This is a genomic window from Maribacter sp. (genome assembly GCF_039968975.1).
Classification (GTDB): Bacteria; Bacteroidota; Bacteroidia; order Flavobacteriales; family Flavobacteriaceae; genus Maribacter.
The window spans coordinates 1-20,040 of record NZ_JBDVOT010000112.1 but is presented as its reverse complement, the minus strand read 5'-3'; the positions used below and the strand labels follow the sequence as shown (position 1 = coordinate 20,040).

20 protein-coding genes are annotated in these 20,040 nt (G+C 30.6%); 18 read left to right on the top strand and 2 right to left on the bottom strand.

Going from position 1 to position 20,040, the window contains the following annotated elements:
- Positions 1 to 93 precede the first annotated feature (93 nt).
- The 8 genes from ABJI11_RS07780 (at position 94) to ABJI11_RS07745 (ending at position 5,629) form a co-directional block, all read left to right on the top strand.
- Complete coding sequence (locus ABJI11_RS07780; protein ID WP_348350959.1) at positions 94 to 627, top strand: DUF4442 domain-containing protein; 534 nt, start codon at positions 94 to 96, stop codon at positions 625 to 627.
- Between the two features lie 235 nt (positions 628 to 862).
- A complete protein-coding gene (locus ABJI11_RS07775; RefSeq protein ID WP_348350957.1) occupies positions 863 to 1,282 on the top strand; it encodes a DUF2147 domain-containing protein in 420 nt (139 codons plus the stop codon).
- 8 nt (positions 1,283 to 1,290) lie between these two features.
- Complete coding sequence (locus tag ABJI11_RS07770; RefSeq protein ID WP_348350955.1) at positions 1,291 to 2,214, top strand: NAD-dependent epimerase/dehydratase family protein; 924 nt, start codon at positions 1,291 to 1,293, stop codon at positions 2,212 to 2,214.
- A gap of 117 nt (positions 2,215 to 2,331) precedes the next feature.
- Positions 2,332 to 2,910 carry a Crp/Fnr family transcriptional regulator gene (locus tag ABJI11_RS07765; protein WP_348350953.1) on the top strand — a complete coding sequence of 193 codons (579 nt, stop codon included), beginning with the start codon at positions 2,332 to 2,334 and terminating at the stop codon, positions 2,908 to 2,910.
- Positions 2,911 to 3,036: 126 nt separating this feature from the next.
- Positions 3,037 to 3,480, top strand: a complete 444-nt coding sequence (locus ABJI11_RS07760) for a DUF1569 domain-containing protein (RefSeq protein WP_276492455.1) — start codon at positions 3,037 to 3,039, stop codon at positions 3,478 to 3,480.
- Positions 3,470 to 4,111 (top strand): hypothetical protein, encoded by a 642-nt coding sequence (locus tag ABJI11_RS07755; protein WP_348350951.1) that lies wholly within the window; start codon positions 3,470 to 3,472, stop codon positions 4,109 to 4,111. Before ABJI11_RS07760 ends, ABJI11_RS07755 begins: the two co-directional genes overlap by 11 nt.
- A 40-nt stretch (positions 4,112 to 4,151) precedes the next feature.
- On the top strand, positions 4,152 to 4,658 hold the full coding sequence (locus tag ABJI11_RS07750) for a hypothetical protein (protein ID WP_348350949.1): 507 nt from the start codon (positions 4,152 to 4,154) through the stop codon (positions 4,656 to 4,658).
- A gap of 128 nt (positions 4,659 to 4,786) precedes the next feature.
- Entirely contained in the window at positions 4,787 to 5,629 is an 843-nt protein-coding gene (locus ABJI11_RS07745; RefSeq protein ID WP_348350947.1) for a hypothetical protein, read from the top strand.
- A 17-nt stretch (positions 5,630 to 5,646) separates the two neighbouring features.
- Here the strand turns inward: ABJI11_RS07745 and ABJI11_RS07740 are convergent, their stop codons facing one another.
- Positions 5,647 to 7,872: an FUSC family membrane protein gene (locus tag ABJI11_RS07740; RefSeq protein ID WP_348350946.1), complete on the bottom strand. Its 2,226-nt coding sequence runs from the start codon at positions 7,870 to 7,872 to the stop codon at positions 5,647 to 5,649.
- A gap of 390 nt (positions 7,873 to 8,262) precedes the next feature.
- Here ABJI11_RS07740 and ABJI11_RS07735 point away from each other — a divergent pair, with 390 nt between their 5' ends.
- The 10 genes from ABJI11_RS07735 to ABJI11_RS07690 all read left to right on the top strand — a co-directional run bounded on the left by ABJI11_RS07735 (position 8,263) and on the right by ABJI11_RS07690 (position 19,755).
- Positions 8,263 to 9,339 (top strand): ATP-binding protein, encoded by a 1,077-nt coding sequence (locus ABJI11_RS07735; RefSeq protein WP_348350945.1) that lies wholly within the window; start codon positions 8,263 to 8,265, stop codon positions 9,337 to 9,339.
- On the top strand, positions 9,339 to 9,734 hold the full coding sequence (locus ABJI11_RS07730) for a response regulator (RefSeq protein ID WP_348350944.1): 396 nt from the start codon (positions 9,339 to 9,341) through the stop codon (positions 9,732 to 9,734). The genes ABJI11_RS07735 and ABJI11_RS07730 overlap by 1 nt, the downstream gene beginning before the upstream one ends.
- Before the next feature lie 132 nt (positions 9,735 to 9,866).
- The gene (locus ABJI11_RS07725) at positions 9,867 to 10,280 is read left to right on the top strand and encodes a response regulator (protein WP_348350943.1); all 414 of its coding nucleotides are present in this window, start codon (positions 9,867 to 9,869) and stop codon (positions 10,278 to 10,280) included.
- A gap of 463 nt (positions 10,281 to 10,743) precedes the next feature.
- Entirely contained in the window at positions 10,744 to 11,382 is a 639-nt protein-coding gene (locus tag ABJI11_RS07720; RefSeq protein ID WP_348350941.1) for a hypothetical protein, read from the top strand.
- A 240-nt stretch (positions 11,383 to 11,622) separates the two neighbouring features.
- Positions 11,623 to 12,429 (top strand): hypothetical protein, encoded by an 807-nt coding sequence (locus ABJI11_RS07715; RefSeq protein WP_348350939.1) that lies wholly within the window; start codon positions 11,623 to 11,625, stop codon positions 12,427 to 12,429.
- Positions 12,430 to 12,443: 14 nt separating this feature from the next.
- Positions 12,444 to 16,097: a hypothetical protein gene (locus ABJI11_RS07710; RefSeq protein WP_348350937.1), complete on the top strand. Its 3,654-nt coding sequence runs from the start codon at positions 12,444 to 12,446 to the stop codon at positions 16,095 to 16,097.
- Entirely contained in the window at positions 16,097 to 16,678 is a 582-nt protein-coding gene (locus ABJI11_RS07705; RefSeq protein WP_348350935.1) for a hypothetical protein, read from the top strand. Before ABJI11_RS07710 ends, ABJI11_RS07705 begins: the two co-directional genes overlap by 1 nt.
- Before the next feature lie 11 nt (positions 16,679 to 16,689).
- Positions 16,690 to 17,289 carry a hypothetical protein gene (locus ABJI11_RS07700; protein ID WP_348350933.1) on the top strand — a complete coding sequence of 200 codons (600 nt, stop codon included), beginning with the start codon at positions 16,690 to 16,692 and terminating at the stop codon, positions 17,287 to 17,289.
- Positions 17,290 to 17,654: 365 nt separating this feature from the next.
- On the top strand, positions 17,655 to 19,337 hold the full coding sequence (locus ABJI11_RS07695; RefSeq protein WP_348350931.1) for an ATP-binding protein: 1,683 nt from the start codon (positions 17,655 to 17,657) through the stop codon (positions 19,335 to 19,337).
- Between the two features lie 4 nt (positions 19,338 to 19,341).
- Positions 19,342 to 19,755, top strand: a complete 414-nt coding sequence (locus tag ABJI11_RS07690) for a response regulator (RefSeq protein WP_348350929.1) — start codon at positions 19,342 to 19,344, stop codon at positions 19,753 to 19,755.
- A gap of 20 nt (positions 19,756 to 19,775) precedes the next feature.
- Here ABJI11_RS07690 and ABJI11_RS07685 read toward each other — a convergent pair.
- Positions 19,776 to 20,040: LytTR family DNA-binding domain-containing protein (locus tag ABJI11_RS07685; RefSeq protein ID WP_348350927.1), on the bottom strand; the 265-nt coding region annotated here is incomplete at its 5' end.

Sequence of the window (20,040 nt, the reverse complement as noted above, 5' to 3'; positions counted from 1 at the left end):
AGTGTAGTTGCTGCAAAATTATCGGTTCGAAAGTTAGAGGAACTTTAGAAGTTCAATTAATTTTGCTTCCACTTTTTTAATTATAAAAACAATATGTCAATTTATCAGAAAGTTGAAGCGTTAGCATCAAAAGTATTTAAGAAAAATACAATATTTAAGTATGGCTTCAATCTATCACCTATGTATAAAAGAAGCACTGCGAAATTAATTGAAGTGTCTGAAGATCTATTGCATGTAAAAATAATAGTACCAATAAGCTACAAGAACAAAAATTATGTAAACTCCATTTTTGGCGGTAGTATGTTCTCAGCGGTAGATCCCATACCTATGATTCAACTATTAAGCATTATGGGAAACGACTATGTAGTTTGGGATAAATCTGCCGAAATATTCTTTAAAAAACCGGCAAAAGAAAATTTGTATGCAGACTTCGATTTTTCTAAGAAAGAGCTTGAAGAAATAAGAGTGCAAGTAGCCGAAAAGAAAGAAATTGATATTATTAAGACCACTCAGCTTACTAATAAAGAGAAAACACAAGTGTTTTGTGAAGTCAGAAAAACAATCTACATAGCTGACAAAGACCATTTTAAACAGAAGCGTAAGAAAAAACAAATGGCTAGTACTTAGTTGGTTGTTGGTTAAGCAATTAAAAAAAATGAACTTATTCTTTGTTTAGTATAAGCAATTGATATCTAGTGTGAATTCTGATAAATTCTTAAAAATTTAGTTGAATTTTTAATCCAAAAAATCAGCATTGGCTGTAAGTATTCAAAGAAATAGTATCTTTATTTTTCACCCTTAATAACATAGATAATTAAAAGAGGGTGTCGATAAAATCAACAAAATATAATAGTACACAAACATGAAAAATTTATTCTTCCTATTACTAATGACAGTGAGTTTTATTAGCTACGGACAAACTATTACCGGTCAATGGGAAACCTATGATGACGAGACAAACGAGAAAAAAGCTCTCATAGAAATCTACAAAACAAACGATACTTACTTTGCCAAAATAGTCAATAGCTATAAGAGTGATGCAGACAAAGTTTGCGATAACTGTAAAGGCTCAAAAAAAGGGCAAAAAATAAGAGGTCTGGTCATAATTGAGGATATTAAAAAAGATGGTGATGAATATAACGATGGTACTATTTTAGATCCAGAAAACGGTAAAGAATATAAATGCTATTTAGAATTAGAAGAACCTAACAAATTAAAAGTGAGAGGGTATTTGGGCTTTTCATTATTGGGTAGAACCCAATATTGGATCAGAAAGCAATAATCTTATAAATGCAAACTATACTTGGAGCCAACGGCCAAATCGCAATTGAATTAGCAAAAGAACTTAAGAAGAAGTACACTTCTAATATAAGGCTGGTCAGTAGAAACCCTAAAAAGGTTAATGATACGGACACGCTCTTTTCTGCCAATTTATTAGATAAGAAAAAAACCGAAGAAGCTGTAAAAGGAAGTGACATTGCATACTTAACAGTTGGCCTACCTATGAATACAAAAATGTGGGTAGACCAATTTCCTATTATGATGCGTAATGTAATAGATGCATGTAAAAAATACCAAGTAAAACTAGTCTTCTTTGATAATACTTACATGTATGCACAGAACGACACTCCTTTAACCGAAGAAAGTAAATTTTCACCTGTTGGACCAAAAGGAAAAATAAGAGCAGAAATTACGAATATGCTTTTAGAGGAAATGAAATCTGGCCAATTAGAAGCTGTTATATGTAGAGCTCCAGAATTTTATGGTCCCGGTAAAACGCAAAGCATTACCAATGCTATCATTTTTAATAACATAAAAAACAATAAAAAGCTAAAGGTATTTATTAGTGACAATACTTTAAGAACCTTAATTTGGACTCCGGATGCCAGTAAAGCAATGGCTTTAATTGGCAACTCACCAGACACCTACAATCAAACTTGGCACCTACCCTGTGATGATTCTCGGCTTACCTACAAACAGTTTATTGCTTTGACCTCTAAGGTATATGGCACATCTTTTCAATACACTGTAGTTCCTAAAATTGTATTCACATTAGGTGGTATTTTCAAGGCACAAATAAAAGAATTACAAGAATTGTTACCAAGGTACAAACACGATAACATTTTCGTTTCTACAAAGTTTAAAAATAGATTTCCAGATTTTTCGGTTACCACGTATCGTGAAGGTATTGAGCAGATAAAGAATGAACAATAACTCTCTGAACAATAACTTACAAAATAACACAAGGTAAGTAATTAGTTAAAAGCAAATTATAAGTAATTTAGAAACAAATTAATAAGCATTGCTACATTTCTAAATAGACGTTTTAAAATGCAAACCGATCATTTTCTAAATAACATATTCTCACCTGCTACATTTTCAGAAAAAGAATTAGAAGTAATTATTCCCAAATTCAAAAAAGTAAGCTTCTCAAAAAACGAATATCTATTAAAAGAAGGAAAAATTGAAAACCATTATTGGTTTATAGAAAGCGGATTTGCTCGTTCCTTTGTAAACGATACTAAAGGAAATGATATTACTACAGACTTTTATAGCCAAGGAGATATCGCTATAGATTGGTCGTCTTTCTTTCTTCGTAATCCTACACGGGAAAATATTCAAGCCATTACAAATATGGTATGTTGGCAATTAGATTTTGATACTTTTCAAGAACTATTTCATAGTATTGAGGCATTTAGGGAACAAGGCAGAAGAAAATTAGTAGGTTCTTACTTCGCACTTAAAAATCAGCGTGTATCTTTTATAGCCGATGAAGCAAAAGATCGCTATTTACAATTACTAAAAGAAAAGCCTCATGTAATTAAGAATGTTTCATTACAGCATATAGCCACCTATTTAGGCATTACAAAATATTCATTAAGTCGTATTAGAAAAGAAATAGCTTCATAAAATACGTTTTTGCCATATGGCAACTATTTAATTGAATGTGCCACATATATTTGTTTAAGCAATGCGTCACATAGATGTTATTTTAAACTATTTACAAACTCATTTATAACTACTTAAACTAACCATATGAAAACAATTTTCAATACAAACACTAGCAATGAACTAATAGAACGTATACAGGCTTTACAAGAAATAGACAATGCGCAATGGGGTAAAATGGACAGTTATCAAATGCTGAAGCATTGTACGTTAAGTGAAGAATTGTTTCAGGGCAAAAAACAATATAAGAGATTGTTCATAGGTAAACTTTTTGGAGGAATGGCGCTAAAGGGAATCATGAAAAATGATAACCAAATGAGAAAGAACCAACCTACACATCCAGAATTCAAAATAACCGGATCAGGTGATTTTAATGATGAAAAAGAGAAATGGATTAAATTGCTCAACGATTATTCTAGTTTTTCAAACTCAGAATTTACCCACCCCTTCTTTGGGAAAATGACAAATGATGAAATTGGCATTTTTGTTTATAAACATACAGACCATCATTTAAGACAGTTTGGTAGATAATAAAATGTTGCAAGTCACATTCATACTACTCACTTTTATTACTTTGTTCTTATTCTACAGAGCAACAGGAAAAAACATGCACGTGGTTAAGCTGTTTTTTCTCTGGCAAATAGTAATAGGGTTTTTAGCATTCATAGGGGTCTTTAAAAATAAGCCCATGTTATTTCCATTGGCAATTTTAGCAACTATCCTACTTACCATATATTGTTTAAAAAAGATTTCAATTGATAAATTAAATACCAATTATTTACTTGGCATACATATTATAAGGATACCGGTAGAATTATGTTTATATCAACTATTTCTAGCAGGACTAATCCCCGAAATTATGACATTTATCGGGTGGAATTTTGATATTTTAATTGGTGTAACTGCAGTAGCAATTTTAATTTATCGGCTCGTAAGCAAAAAAAGAATATCAAAAGCTTACTATATGATTTGGAATAGTATTGGTTTGTTATTTCTATCTAGCATTGTTATAATCGCAATATTATCTTCACCGCTACCCATTCAGCAATTTGCATTTAATCAGCCAAATATGGCGCTTTTAGAATTTCCATATTGTTTTTTACCAACCTGTATTGTACCTATTGTTTTTATCTCTCATATTTTATTAATTAGAAAGTTATAATCTAAACTTCCTATATTTAGTAATGCTATTACTTTTAAAAATGGGCAAGATTACAATTTTATTGTTGTTTTTATTGATGACATCTAGTATGCTCTCACAAGATGATTTTAATAAACTACCACAAGCTAAAACCGCAAGCTCCACCTACTTTATAGTTCCAAATGTGATAGGAAATGAACGCCTTCTCAACTCATTAGCCGATACTAAAGAAGGCATAAAAAGTAAGATAAAAGAAGTTTCAGTTTTCAAAGACAAACATACCAGAGCAGGTACCGAGTTTTACAATTTAAATGAATTTGGCATCATATTATTTGAACTAGTTGAAAGTCCCGCTACCAAAACACAAAAAGAATTAAACAACTTCTTTGGTTTGGACGAACAAACCAATGTTTATGTTGATGGTTACTTATTAGAGCGTAAAAATTATAACATTGCTACAAACAGTATTGTAGAAATAGAATTGGTAAAACCAGATACTGTAAACCTGTTAAAAGGTACTGTTTTGAACATTTGGACACTTGAAAAAGGTAAGCGTTATAAGGATTAATCTTGCTATACAAAAGAGATTTCATTGTCTTAAACAACTCTAACAGACTACAAAACAGCAATTTAATTTTAACTTAATCTTTATATTTTTTAAATAACGGCGTAGTATTTTTAGCACAAACACAGCCATTGCCAAAACATTCTATATTTTTATTTACAGCAGTACTTGCCACGTTTTTAGGGTTTGGTCAAGACAATACTACGCTATTAAAGGGTAAAGTTTTAAGTACTAAAAATGATATATCTAATGTGCTGATTATTAATCTTAATTCTAAGAAATCTACCATTACAGATTCTTTAGGTTTATTCTCAATTGAGGTAAAATTAAAAGACTCGCTTCGCATAACTGCAGTTCAATACCTACCAAAAGAAATAGTAATTAGCAAATCTCATATGAATAGTAGTTTAATAACGATTAAGCTAATTGATAATGTAATCGATTTAAATGAGGTAACGGTTACTCCTTATAATTTGACCGGAGATATTGACAGAGACATAGATAGGTTGCATTTAGAACCAACCGTAACATCATATTCTTTGGGACTACAAAATGCAGATGTCACCAAAATGACCCAAAGCGAAAGGCTGTTACAAGAGGCTGACAGGGGAAAATATGTAAGTCTACAAACAATGGACGAATATGGTAAATTGATTGAAATACTGAGTTACGTTGGTTTAAGTGTAAAGGTCAACACCCATAAAATCATGAACAAGGTCTCTGGCAGAACCAAATCATTAGAAGAGATGGTAAAGCGTGATGAAAATATGGCTTTGGAAAAAGAAATCATTTATAAATTTTCAAAGCAAACGATAGCGGAACATTTCAATATTCCAGAAGCTAACATCAACGGCTTTCTTTCTTATTGCCTTTCGCAACCTGATTTTAATGAATTATCAGACTCAAGAAATATGTCAGAAATTTGGAAATATCTAGAATCAAAGAGTTTAGAGTTCAAAAAAACCGAACGTTAATTTAATAACATCAGCTACTACAAATTTGTTGTCAATTTCATCATATTAGAGCTCAAGGAAAATAGCCATCGTAATTGTTCCCATATCAACTGCTCTTCTTGATGGTTTCTTTTCAATGCGCTATTATCTGTATTATTTAGAATAACGTTTTCAGATTCAAACTTGGGCAATTGTTTTTCAAATGAAACTACCTCATCAAAATTTAATTTTGCTACAGTGTTTGGGTCATTAGATAGGGCATCAAGAACAACAGAAAGGTTTTCATCGATTCTATGTATAATACCATTAAAACGCTCAGAAGCTTCCGTAGTCTTATGGTTTTGAATATAAATACTCAATGACGCCAAAGAGGAGAGAAAATTATGGTTCAACTCTACTAACTCATATATTTTATTCAAATTCTTTTGTTTAGAATGTGGTTCTTGAGTCATACGCTGAAAAGCGGAACTTAAATTGGATGTCTCCAAAAAAGCATTTTTACGTGCCAATCTATAACTAGTGGGCACTTTACCCTTATTGATATAGAAATCTGCAATTTTAGATAGGTATACTTGGTTTGCCTGTACACTTTTAGTTACATCTTTTTGTATTTCTTGAAAGCTCCAGCTAGGCCATAACAATAAAAAACCCAAATACGATAAACCCGCACCAACCAACGTATCTAAAATTCGGTATTGAATTACCGTCATAATATCTGGCTGAAGAATGCCATAAATGAATACTATACTAAGAGTAACATATATAGCAGATAACTTATAATTCTTTTGTAGCATTGAAAGTGCTACTACAAATGATATTAACGCCAGTATGCCGTACACATAAATATCTTGAACCAAGTATACAATGGCAGTAGCAATAACACCTCCTATAATGGTACCTACCGTTCTATCTTTTGTCCGTGCCTTGGTAAGGCCGTAGCTAGGTCTCATTATCAAAATTATGGTCAACAAGATCCAATACAAATTCTGAAACGAAAATAAATTACCCAATACAAAGCCAACCATAAGCGTAATTGCCAAACGCAATGAATGTCTAAAAATGGTAGACCTGAAACTTAAGTTTCTAAGTAATATTCGTGGGCTATAATCTTGAGATATTAAAAATCGTTTTAAAATCTCTTTATCTATAAACTCTTCTGATGCTACATCATGATCACTAAGCAGCCATTTGATTCTTTTGAGTTTATCAAACTGCTTTTCTTGGTATTCCAAAAGATTCTGAAACATGATAAAAGCTTCATAAGCCTTACTATTCTTAACAGTACCTAATTCAGAAATTTTGTTTCTAAGCTCCATAAACTGTTTATTCAACCGTTGGTGCTTTGGTAGTTCATTGGGCTTATTCCCAATCTTCGCCATAGACTGCAATTGGTCTGCCATGTTAAAGATTAGATGCTGAAATAATTGGGTAAACTCAGGATATATGGCAAATTGCTCATCCATTTTAGTATAATTTACCGGATTGGCACCTGCAGTTTCTAGCATTTCTATTAATTGTACAAGTACTAAAACCCGTTTGCCATTGTATGTAGAAGTACCAGAATTGATACGGGAAAGTATAAGAATTTCACGTAAAGTATCATGCTGTTCTGTTAGTTGACTTTGTAATAAGAATATTTTTTTTTGAAGCTTTTTTCTATTTGTTTCCCCATTAATAAGCTTACCTCTTTTTTTAAGTAAATCACCGGTTTTACCAATGATCTCATATAAAATCTCTTCGGTCTGTCCTTTAGGGTTTATTTTGTACCATAATAATGAAAGGGCCAAATACCAAAGTCCGCCAAGCCCAACCAACAAAGAATACTCATAAATTTTTAATTGGCCTGGTGTATGGGCAAAACTTAAAATTAAAGCCAGAAGACCAGAAAAGCTTATTAAAGATGCCCTAAACCCATAAGAGGCGATTAATGAAATACCAAAACTAAGAACCCCTAAAATTACAAGGGCAAGCCAATTGGAGTAATGTAAATACCCGCCAATAAAACTAACGACCATAACCAAAGCCGCAGAGAATAGAATACCGTAAATTTTATGTTTTTGACTGCCGTTTACATCACTAGGGTTACACCAAAAAGCACCAAAACAAATAGCTAGACCAATTTCTGTATATCCTGTATTAATACCTATAAACAAGGGGGTAATCACAGCGATAACGGTAAGTACCGACTTTGAAAAATTGGTACTGCCCAAATACTGCAAAAGCTCTTTAAGAGAACCAGAAATAATTTTTTGAATTTTGCTCAACCCCTATTTTATATATCGCAAAGATACGCTTTGGCATTAAGAAGAATTGAGCACTATAAAAACAAAAAGTGCTAAAATTAATATTGGTCCTTGTGGCAGTTAGTAAAACCAACCTAAACTGTTAGAAGCGATTGCTAGTATACATTTTAAACAACTTATAGTTATCAATAAACATCACTGATTTCAGGACTATCGATAAAATACATAATTCATAGATGTAATAATAAACCACAGTAATAAATTCAACTACTAATCTAGCAATTCATCTATACTTATCTTCTAATTAACTATGCTATTCATATGGTCATCGCTATTTCTAAAAGCAAGTAGAATTATAATTTAATTTTTGTAGTATAATTTAACCCCAAATCCTAATACAATACCTACAAGATGAAACATAACATACATCAATTAAGAGCTGCATTTTTTGACATGGCTCATTCTCCATTTGTAATCTTCGATAAAGATTTAATGTTCGTAGATATAAATGAAATTGCTTTAAAAACTATACCAGTTACAAGAGAAGAGGTTGTAGGAAAACATTTTTTAGACGTTTTCCCTAACGCTGACAAACAACGATACGAAGCGTATAAAGAAGTTATAAAAACAGGTATACGAAGAGATTTGGAAGAGGTTCGCTTAAACTTACCTACTGGAGATTTTGTTTTTTTAGTAAAAGCATTTAGGGTTGGTGAAGGTTTGGGTCTTTCTGCACTTAATATTACCAACTTAATAAATACTATAGATAACCAAAAGAAGGATAAAATAAAATTAAAAGAGTTTAATGATGAGCTGACTGAAAAAAACCAAAAGTTGGAAGTTTTTTCATATGCTGCGGCTCATGATTTAAAAGCGCCATTAACAAACCTACAAAGTCTATTAGGGATTTTAAAAGATGAGTCATTAATTGTAGAATCTGGTTATCCAATTTATACAAAAATAATTCATGTTTTTGATATCATGTCATCAAAGTTAAATGCCGTTAATAAAGTAATTGGTCTAAAATCTACAATTGACGGAAAAAAGGAGCTACTTAATATTTCTGATATAGTAGACACCATAAAAGAGGAAGTTTCTGAAGAAATCATTGATGCTAATATAACTTTTATCGAAAATTACTCTGAAAATTCAACAGTTAACTACCATAAACCCCATCTGCACAGTATTCTACATAATTTAATTACCAACGCAATTAAATATAGAAATCCAGAAGTCAAACCAAAAATTTTAATATCTACTAGCCTACAAAATGATAGAACTATTCTTGAGATAACTGATAATGGCCTCGGTGTAGATTTAAAGTCAAACCCTAATAAGCTATTTGGACTTTTTAAAAGAATGCACACACATGTGGAAGGCTTAGGTGTTGGACTATACATTGTAAAATTCATTGTTGATTCTCACGGTGGAAATATCAAAGTAACAAGCGAAAAAAATAAAGGAACAAACTTTAAAATAACATTATAATGAACCAAACTAATTTGAACCAACTTAAAATTTTACTTATAGATGATGATTCTGTTTCTAACTTTATCGCTTCAAGAAAATTAACTAAAATTGGTATTGAAAATATCGATTCTGTTGAGAATGGTGCCCAGGCATTGGAATATTTAAAAAATCAAAGTCCAGATTTAATATTCTTAGATATTAATATGCCTATAATGGATGGTCATGAATTCATGATAGAATATAAAATGAGAGAATTATCTGAAGATATTCATATCTATATATTATCCTCTTCTGATAGGGCATGTGACAGAGGCAGGTTTTCGGGTTTCAATAATATTTTTGGTTATATAGAAAAGCCGTTAGAAGAAGCAAATATTATTAAGGCTATTGACAAATTGCAGGTACTCCTTTAAACTGTCATTTTAGATAGAATTTATCTAGAATTCCTAAAATTTAATAATAGTATTTATCTTAGATAACTAAGACTCATTACTCAACATAATGACCAGACAAAACTATTAGTTAAATATTCGATATTAAAAAAAATGGAACATACTTTAAGTATACTACTAATTGAAGATGATAATCTTGAAAAATTAAAATTTCAAAAAACTATATCTAACCTCAATCCAAAACATTCAGTTCAAAATGCTAATAACGGGGAAGAAGCATTAAAAATAATGAACAACGCTGAACATTTACCCGAACTAATTATTTTAGATTTAAGTATGCCGCTTATCAATGGACTTGAATTTTTAAATATTTTAAAGAAAAATACCTTCTGGAAATACATACCAGTAATTATTCTTTCAACATCGGTAAATCACAGAGACATTCTAACATCATATGAAATTGGTATAGCTGGTTTTATAAAAAAACCAAATAAATACGAAGACTATGTTGAAAAAATCAAAAGAGTTATTTCATACTGGAGTATCAACGAAATGATTGAAAACTAACTCACTTTTAAACATATTTTTATTTATCATCAATTAATAGTTGATGATTTTAAAAAAGACTTCTATTTCAAAATAACCAAAAAAAACTTCTGCCTAGCTGTTTAAATTAATATACCAAAAAGCACAGAAGCTTCTTAATATCCCTATTAAAACTCACCCTAATATTTAAGTAAATATTAGGGTGAGTTTGTTTTTACTATGCATTATGCTATAAGAAAGTTTTTCATTTATATAAGCGATAATTATATAAGTGATAATCTAATTAACAAATACTTTAAAGGAGATTTAACAAAGTACGGTATATGGGCTATTTGAAAAGAATATGTACTTAAGAGTAATGCTTTAAAGTACCAAAATTATATCTCGTCTATAGTAAATGGTATTCTACGGAAATCAAAACATAGAACTTGAGGCTTCACACTACATTTACATCATAATTAATAATCATTTATAAATTTTAATCATGAAAAAACTTAACCTATCTATCGCAGCAGCAATGTTAATTTCTGCTTACAGCTTAACCGCTCAAGATAACAATGACACAAATGTTGCTACACATCAATTAGATGTAAATGTCCCTGAACTGGCAATCTTGGATATCTATGATGCCAATACCGGTTTTGAAGCTGGTTCTATTTTATTTGATATGACAAACGTTTCTTTAGTAGGAACTAATGCTGAAGCTGGTACATATGCCTTTCAAGATATTAATTACCAAAATTTATATTTAAATTATACTAGTGTAACTGGTCAAGCAGGTTCTGGTTTTGATGTTACCAGACAAATAGACGTTCAATTTGAACCCGGTAGTACTTTTCCTGGTAATTTAGATTTAAGAATTACTCCAGAGGCCCCTGTAATTATTGCTAATGGCGGTACTGTAAATTCAGCAGGTATTGTAACGCCTGGAGGAGTAGCCCTAGGAGTAACAACACCTATTGGAACTGATGCAATGTTAGTTAATAGTATTGAGAGTGTTTACACAGGCGATGAAAGTTTTGGAGTTAGATTATCGTATACATTAGAACAAAATGGAAATTTTGCTGGTTATGCAGCCGGTTTATATCAAGCAACATTAAGATACACTTTGTCAGACTTATAGTTCATTTGGGATTTTGGTTAGGAGAAAAGGGCCTTTTACTTTATAGTAGAGGCCTTTTTTAATGCCTGCTATTCTAAAACAGAACAAATTCTAATTTACCAAACTTTCGTTACTCTATATCAGATATCCATTGGTCTTAGGCTACTGGTCATTCACCGAAGCCGATCAGAAAAGGTGGATTTTGCTCTTTAAATTTGAAAAGAGTCTAAAACTCATCCTAAACAAATAAAGCATTACATCATGAAAACATTATTCCTAACCCTAATTACTTTGTTTTTGACTATAAGCAAAACTTACTCCAGTGTAATAGTTACAAACGGGCTTACACACTCCTACAGTGGTGTTTCTGGCGACGTTATTTCTGGCGAAGTTATACTTATCAATAATTCTACAGAGGAACAAAGAATAACTTTTGAATTAAACGATATTATATTCTCTTGTACACAAGATAGATTTTTCACATCAGAAACAACTCATTCACAATCTTCGCTAGATTGGTTCAATGCTGAACTTATGGAGAAGACATTAAGACCTAAAGAAAAGTACGTATATAGGTTTACCATAACAATACCTGAAGATCAGAATCTAAAAGGTTCCTATTGGTCTACCTTAATGGTAAATGTTGAGAAACCAATTAAAGAAGAGGCTTTAAATGATAAAGTTGGTTTAGATACCAAAATCAGATATTCTGTAGCCCTATTGACAGATGTTAATTTACAAGATGAGGTTAATATAGACTTCAATACTATAGACCTGAATGACCTAACAATTAATGGAAAAAGAAAATTAGATGTTAAAATATTGAATGAGGGTGAATTCATTGAAGGAGTAAAGTTGACTCTAGAAGTTTACAATGATAATGGAGATAAAATATATGAATTTGAAACAGACAGAAACATGGCTTTTCCAGGTTTTTGCAGAGACTACATTTTAGACCTTACCAGTTTAGAGATAGGAGAATATGAATGTGTATTGATAGCAGAATCTAGGGAAGATTTTATTGGGGCCAATATTACCCTGACCATAGATGAAGAATTCTCTAACTAAAGGCATCCCAAATCATGAAAAATCTAACTGCATACCTACTTATACTATGCCTTATTTTTTATTCTTGTGCTGAAAACGAAGAGGATATAGATTCTATAAAGAATAGTGATTTTTTTTCTACTGAGGCTGATATAGAAACTAAAGAAAATTCTAAAGAAGTTTTATTAAAAGAAATTGAACTACCTATTTCTAACAGTAACAGTAACAGTAACAGTAACAGTAAGGTATTAAATAAGAAATTTTTGGACACTAACTCTTCAAAAGAAGATGTTAAAAAACAGAATATTGCGCAAAAAGAAGAAGATTTTTCAGCTACAAAACCTATTGGTGGAAATGAAAAAACTTTAATAAATCCCGATAGTAATTTAAATAATGCATCACCAAAAAATGTAGCTAGTAAAGCAAATTTGGATAACAAAATTCAAATTGGTCCAGCTACAGCAATTAAGAATAATACCTATTCAAAAGGTCCTAATACTCCAAAATTAGATACCGAGAATAATAATGTGCTAAAACAGAATGAGAATAATTCATTTGAGAAGCTTCCAGTAGCATCAAATATTAGCAATGAAGAAAATAAATTAGATTTAATTAGTAACAATAATGCTATATCAGATGATATTTTGCCCACTGAAACCATTCTAGCTAATGGAACTCAAACAGAAAATACTGGCAAAAATGCAAAAGTTAAATATTTAGGGGTTGTAGATATCAATTCTTTATTGAATAAAAATAAACCTTCTAACCCAGAACCAACAACTAGCGTAGACAACCCTGCTATGTTTCCGGCACAAAATATAAGCTCACCAAACCTACAACCATCAAGCCAAACTTCTTCTAATAAAAATGTACAAAACGTCATAGCTACAAAAAACAGTGACGAGTCTAAAAATATACTAACCAATAAAACACCATTAAAAAATACACTTAAAAAGGATTCTTCCACTGAAAAAACGGTTGTAATAAATGCCAACAACACTCAAATATTTAATAAAAATACAATAACCGAGACTTTGTTTAATGGATTTATTGTAAAGGTTTTAAATGGTGATGATATTCTAAATACCAATCAAAAACATACACTGTTAGTTGAAATAGAAAACACCAATAATACTGTAGAGAGTATAGATATAGCAGCTAAACTACCAAAAGACTGGAGCCTTATATCTATTAGTAGTTTAAAGCCATTTAATCCTAATCAAAAAAGAAATGCCATTATAAGTTTCTTTATACCCGCAGATAGTCCTTCTGGAAAAGTAAACGGTAAACTTTATATTAGGAATAAAAAATATAATGAGTTGCAGAGTTTTGACATACCCTTTAATGTGGCTAATAACTATACCCTTGAAATGTTGAATGTAAGTATTCCTCAAAATATACAAGCAGGTGAAACAATTGAAGCTACATATATTATTAAGAACAAGGGAAACACTACTCAAGAAATCAACTTATCATCTACCAATTCAATTTTAGGGAATACAACCCATACACTAGCTCCTGATTCTACTATAATAGCAACCATTAGTCATAAAACAAGTAATAAAATATTTAAGCTGAGAAATAGTAGTTTAAACTTAGAAGTTTTCAGTATAACTTCTGGAAAAACTATTAAGGCATTTAATAGTTATAAAATTTTTCCTGTTAGGATAAAACAAGAAGATAACTATTTCCGATTTCCAATAAAAGCAGGTATTTTTTATAATAGTTTTACAACAAGAAACGAACATTTCTCCACAGTATCAGCAGAGGTTACAGGTAGTGGCTATTTAGATGTGAACAGGGAACACAATTTAAATTTCATATTAAGAGGTCCAAAACAAGAGAATCTAAGACGATTTGCAGTAACAGATCAGTATAGTTTAATCTATTCATATAAAGATAAAACTACACTTTATTTAGGTGATCATAGTTACTATATCAATAGATTAGGTTTTAATGGTAAATACGGAATGGGTTTTAGATTGGACCAGGAAGTCGAAAATTGGACACTTTCAACTTTTTACAATAAACCAAGATTATATGATTTTGATTCTGAAGCACTATTTGGCGCTAAAGCATCTTATTTTGCCAATGAAAATTTAACTGCTGGTGTTTCTCTTGTTAAATCTAAAAGAGTAGATAATTACATTAATGTGATTGCGAACAGTGATTCAATTGAGAAAGGACAAATATTAACCTTTGATTTAGATTATTTAAAAAGGAACACACAATTTAAAGCTGAGGTTTCTGGTAGCGTAACTAATAAAGATGCAGATTATGCCAACTATTTCAACTTGATTCAAAAAATGAATAATCTCATGTACTCTGGTAATCTAACTGTTGCAGGTAAAAACTACTTTGGTACTTTAAACAATAGCATACAATTTTCAAATAGCTTAAATTATTCTTTAAATAAATGGAATTTTACCATTGGCCAAAGTCTTTACAAAGTAAATAAAACATTAGATCCTTTGTTTTATGCTGCAGAACCATATTTTGAGAATTACTTTGCCCTATTGGGATATCGATTCAATAAACACCATGCTATAAATTTTAGGCTTGACAAAAGAATTAGAGAGGATAGATTAGAACCTAAAAATTATCATTATAGAGAGTATGGAATAAATTATGGATACAAATACACTGACAATATATTTACTGTTAATTTTAATGGTCGTATTGGTGAAACTCAAAATTTATTAGCTAATAGTGAGTTTTATAGAGATACCTATTCGCATAACTTAAATTTATCTTACAGATTTTCAAAAAATTTAAAACTACAAGGAAGCTTTAACCATAATTATAGTAATAGATATGGTAATTCTAATTCTAACATAAATTACATTCGTTACAACGCAGGTTTTAATTATAGATTAAATAGAAACTTGAAGGTAAGTGCAAATTATAATAGCGGTTTTAGTCCAGAAGATACATACTTAAAAAGAGACTACGTAAATGCCAATCTACATGCAACTATTAACAGATCTCATCAAATTCAAGTTCGAGCAAATTATTATGAAAATCCGGGAACACTTAATAATAAAGAATTGTTTACGTATGCCAAATACACATATTCATTTGGTGCTCCTCTAAAGAAAGTGTTACAACAAGGTGGTTTAATAGGTAGAGTAGTTAGTGATGATGTTACTGTAAATATCAAAGGAATAAAAATTATTGGTACTGGTAAAACAGTAATGACAGATGTTAATGGAAATTTTGAATTGAACAACCTACCATTAGGTAAAAATTATATTTTGGTAGAAGAATCTACATTACAAAAAGGGGTAATAACATCTGCCAAAATACCGTATGAGGTAACTGTAGTGGAAAACAAAAAAGCGGATTTAGTAATTGAATTAGTAAAGGCGTCAAGTGTGTCTGGACAATTTCAATACGATCAGTCAATAGATAGTGACGTTAACTTAGAAGGGTATATTAAATTACATAATAGTGATTTCACTTATTATTGTGAATCGAACAAATCGGGTCAATTTTCATTTGATCAAATCGTTCCAGGAAATTATTCAATATCACTTATACGATTTAAAGAAAATAATAAAATTTTAGTAATAGACGGAGCAGTCAGCGCTAATTTAAAACCTGGTAATAATTTTCAGGCAGTTATTAAACTGAAAAAAAAATCACGCAAAATAAAATTTAAAAGTAAAAACTTTAAAGTAGGGAAATAATGAAATCTATTATAAAACATATCATATTAATGGTTCTTGTAATTTCTAGCTGTTTATTAAATGCCCAAGAAACGTTAAATGCAAATGATCCAAATACTTTTATTTTTGGAGGTGACCAAAAAACTAATACGCTAACTGTAGAAGTATTACCTATAGCAATTGTTGATGTAGAACCAGATCCAGGTATCAGTATTTCTGGTTCTGCCGATTTAACTTCTCTTGAGGCTGGTTTACCTTTTACTGGAACTGGAGATAATCTTGACGGATTGTGGTTAAATTTCACGCACAGAGCAGAGAATTTTCAAAATGCAAGAATATTTGTTTCATCTAATCAACCTGTGCCAGCTGGTATGACTATAAATGTAGAAATAATAAATACAGGTGTAGGTGGAGATTTTCCTAACAATCCACGTCTTGGTCCTATATTAATAGGTACAAATGAAGAAATTATTGTAAACGATTTTGCTAATGGCTACACCGGTGACGGATTAAACAATGGTTATCAATTAAAATATACCATAGAAAACCCCGGAGCAGTTTCACTACCAGATGGTTTCGAAATTATTTATAGAATACAATAAAAAAGTTAAGCATGAAAAAGTACATGATTTTCCTTGTCTATTATTTAATATCATGGACAACATTTGGTCAACTTTTACCTGGCACATTAGATGTTTCTGGGTTTCCTAACGTATCGCAAGATATGAGTGAATTAGTTGAAGAAGCCGGTTTAGATGACGGTCAAATTGGCTTTGAAAGTAATTTCGATGCAACTTTAATAAGTTTTATTTTAGATTCATCTAGCAGCCCTATTTTAGGATTTACAACTACATCTTCTGAAAATTGTTCTGAAAACGTTTATCGTTACAAAGTATTTATGCATACTTCTGGTGCTCCACAGAATATTAAGGTTGAGGCAAAAACTACATTTAATAGTGGTATAAGATTTCCACAAACAGCAATTTATGACGGTCTTCCTACGCAACCATTAGGTCCAAGAGATTTAACCACAGAAAATGGTGGTAACTACATTTTAATACCTAATGACGGAAACGCCGCAATTAAGGTATTTGAATTTATTGGTTGTAGAGAAGATATACCTATACAATTTAGAATTGAAGCAAATTCTCTAGCAATGGCAGGCATTAGTGACATGACAGTGCATTATACCGTAGTTGGTAGTTTAAACTAAAAAAATGTCATTTACAATTGACTCCTATAATTTACTCTAATAAATAACATACAAAAAAAAGATTTTGTAATCATCATTATTTATTAATCAATTAAACTAAAATTGTCCTTTTACATTTGCTAAAATCTATTAACCGCAATAAAGGTCATTATTAATGTTAATGAATAATAAAATAGTTCATTTTGTAAGAATTTTACTTATTTTAGCGTAAGTTATTAAAGCAAAATTTCTATTGAAAATGAAACTCTAATCAAGGCAGTATGTGGAAGAGAGTTTTAAAAATGTTTATTGGCCTTTATCTGACAGTTTTAGTGCTTTCTCTTTTTTTATTTTACACCCAAAAAGTAAAATTAACTGAATTTATTATGGAGCGTCAGATTCGTGCAACCACGATGAAGAAGGTTTCCTTTAAAGAAGAATGCTATTCTTTTTTACGTAATGCCCATTATTGGGCTAGTTTAAAATACCCAAAGAATTTTGATCCTTTAACAGAGCATTCCTCATACTTAAAGTCATATCTAGAACTTATTGAAGATATTACTTTTTATGATCAATTTCGCTTTATAGATTTAGAAGGAAAAGAATTTTTTAGAACCGAACGGGTTGCAAACGATTCTATTAAAATTAGCGCTCTTCAAAATAAAAATTACCATCCTTATGTAAAAGCAGGATTACAATTAAAAAAAGATCAAATATATCTTTCTCAAATAAGCTTAAATAAAGAAAATGGAGAAATTGAAAAACCTCATAAACCAGTAATTAGAACTGTGGCTCCCATTTTTGATAATGAGGAAAATCAAATAGGTTTAGTGGTCATCAATTTTAAAATGAAAAAAATTCTGGACCAAATAAAATCAAAAGTTGAAGAAAAGAATATTTATTTATTAGATGACGATTTAAGAGTTATAAGTTCAAGTACCAAAACAGAAGATTTGCCTTATGAAACTGAAAATAAGAATAGTTCATTAAACAATATTTTAAATACCAGAGCAATAACACATAATAGAGATAGCTCTTTTGTTGCAAATGATCATATTTGGTCGCAGCAATCTATTAATTTAAATGGAGCAACATTTACTTTTGGTTCAATATCTAACTTACCAACAGAAATAGTTACAGCATCTAATTGGCTTATAGCCCTGGAAATTCCTCCAAGAGTAGTTAAAGCTGAATTACAGCCTTTATTTGAAAGCTTGTTAACCTTTAATATTATTTCAATTTTTGGTCTACTAACCCTCTGCTATATTTTTCAAAAAAAGAAAATTGAAAAAGAACAATTCTATACAGAGTTAGAAAACAAAAATATTTTATTGACAAGAAGTAAAGATCTACTAGAGGAGAATAATAGTATGATGAATGAAATGAACAATAGTTTAGGAATAAGAAATAAACAATTGAGTGATTTCAACTACTTAATTTCTCACAACTTGCGTTCTCCGGTTACAAGTATGTCCGTAATTGTTGAAATGATTCAGAAAGAGAAAAATCCTGACATCTTAAATCAACTATTACCAAAGTTAGGTCTAGTAGCAAATAGTATTACCAATCTTACAAAAGACATAAATGAGTATGTAGCTATTCTAGACAATAAAGAGATTAAAATTATAGATATCAATTTAGGGGAGCTTATTGAAGAAGTAAAAAGTGAATTTACTGAAACACTGTTAGATAACAGTGATTTTGAAGTTCTCTTAGACTTAAAGGCTTGGGACCATATTTCATATTCAAAATTCTATTTACAGAGCATACTGCAAAACTTTTTATCTAACGCCATAAAATACAAAAGAGATGGTGTAGCTTCTTATATACAGTTTGAAACTGCCTTAGAGAACAAAAAAAAAGTACTTTATGTTAGAGATAATGGAATAGGATTAAATCTTGATAAACATGGAGAAAATATCTTTAAATTATATAAAAGATTCCACAGAAATATATCAGGAAAAGGAATGGGGCTTTTTTTAATTAAATCGCAACTAGAAGCACTTAATGCCACAATAACAATTGAAAGTAAAGTAGGACAAGGAACAACGTTTAAAATAAAATTTTGAAAAGATGAATACAAAACCAAACATATTACTTATTGACGATGATGAGCTTTATCTATACTTGATGGAAAAAACCATTCATCAATTATCAAATGAATTAGTTGTAAGCACTTTTACAGATGGTGAACAGGCTGTTGAGTACATCTCTCAATGTACCGATGAAAAAGTAGAATTACCAGAGGTAATATTTTTAGACATTAATATGCCGTTCTTAGATGGGTGGGGGTTTTTAAACGAATTTAAAAAACTGAAACCCAAAATCATGAACAGTATTAATATCTATATGGTAAGTTCGTCTATGCGCGATAGTGATATTAAAAGGGCTTCTCATTTTGAAGAACTTACCGGCTATGTGGTAAAACCCGTAAACAAAGTTCAATTAATCGAAATATTTAAAAAGATCTATCAAGAAAATTGGTAGATCTCATAAAAAACACAGACTTAAATTAAGTTTAAACGTCTCATTAATTCCGGACGGTTAGAACGACTTATTGGCACTACATTTTTAGCTATTAACACACTGTTATCTTCAATATCAATGATCTTAGTAAAGTTGATAATGTAAGAACGGTGTATTTGTAAAAAGTAGTTCTCTGGTAATTTTTCTTTAATCTTTTTAAGCGTGGTATGTACCCTATAATCCTTTTGTTCAGTTTTAACGTCAATGTAGTCACCTTTTGCTTCAATGACCAGTATATCGTTTATT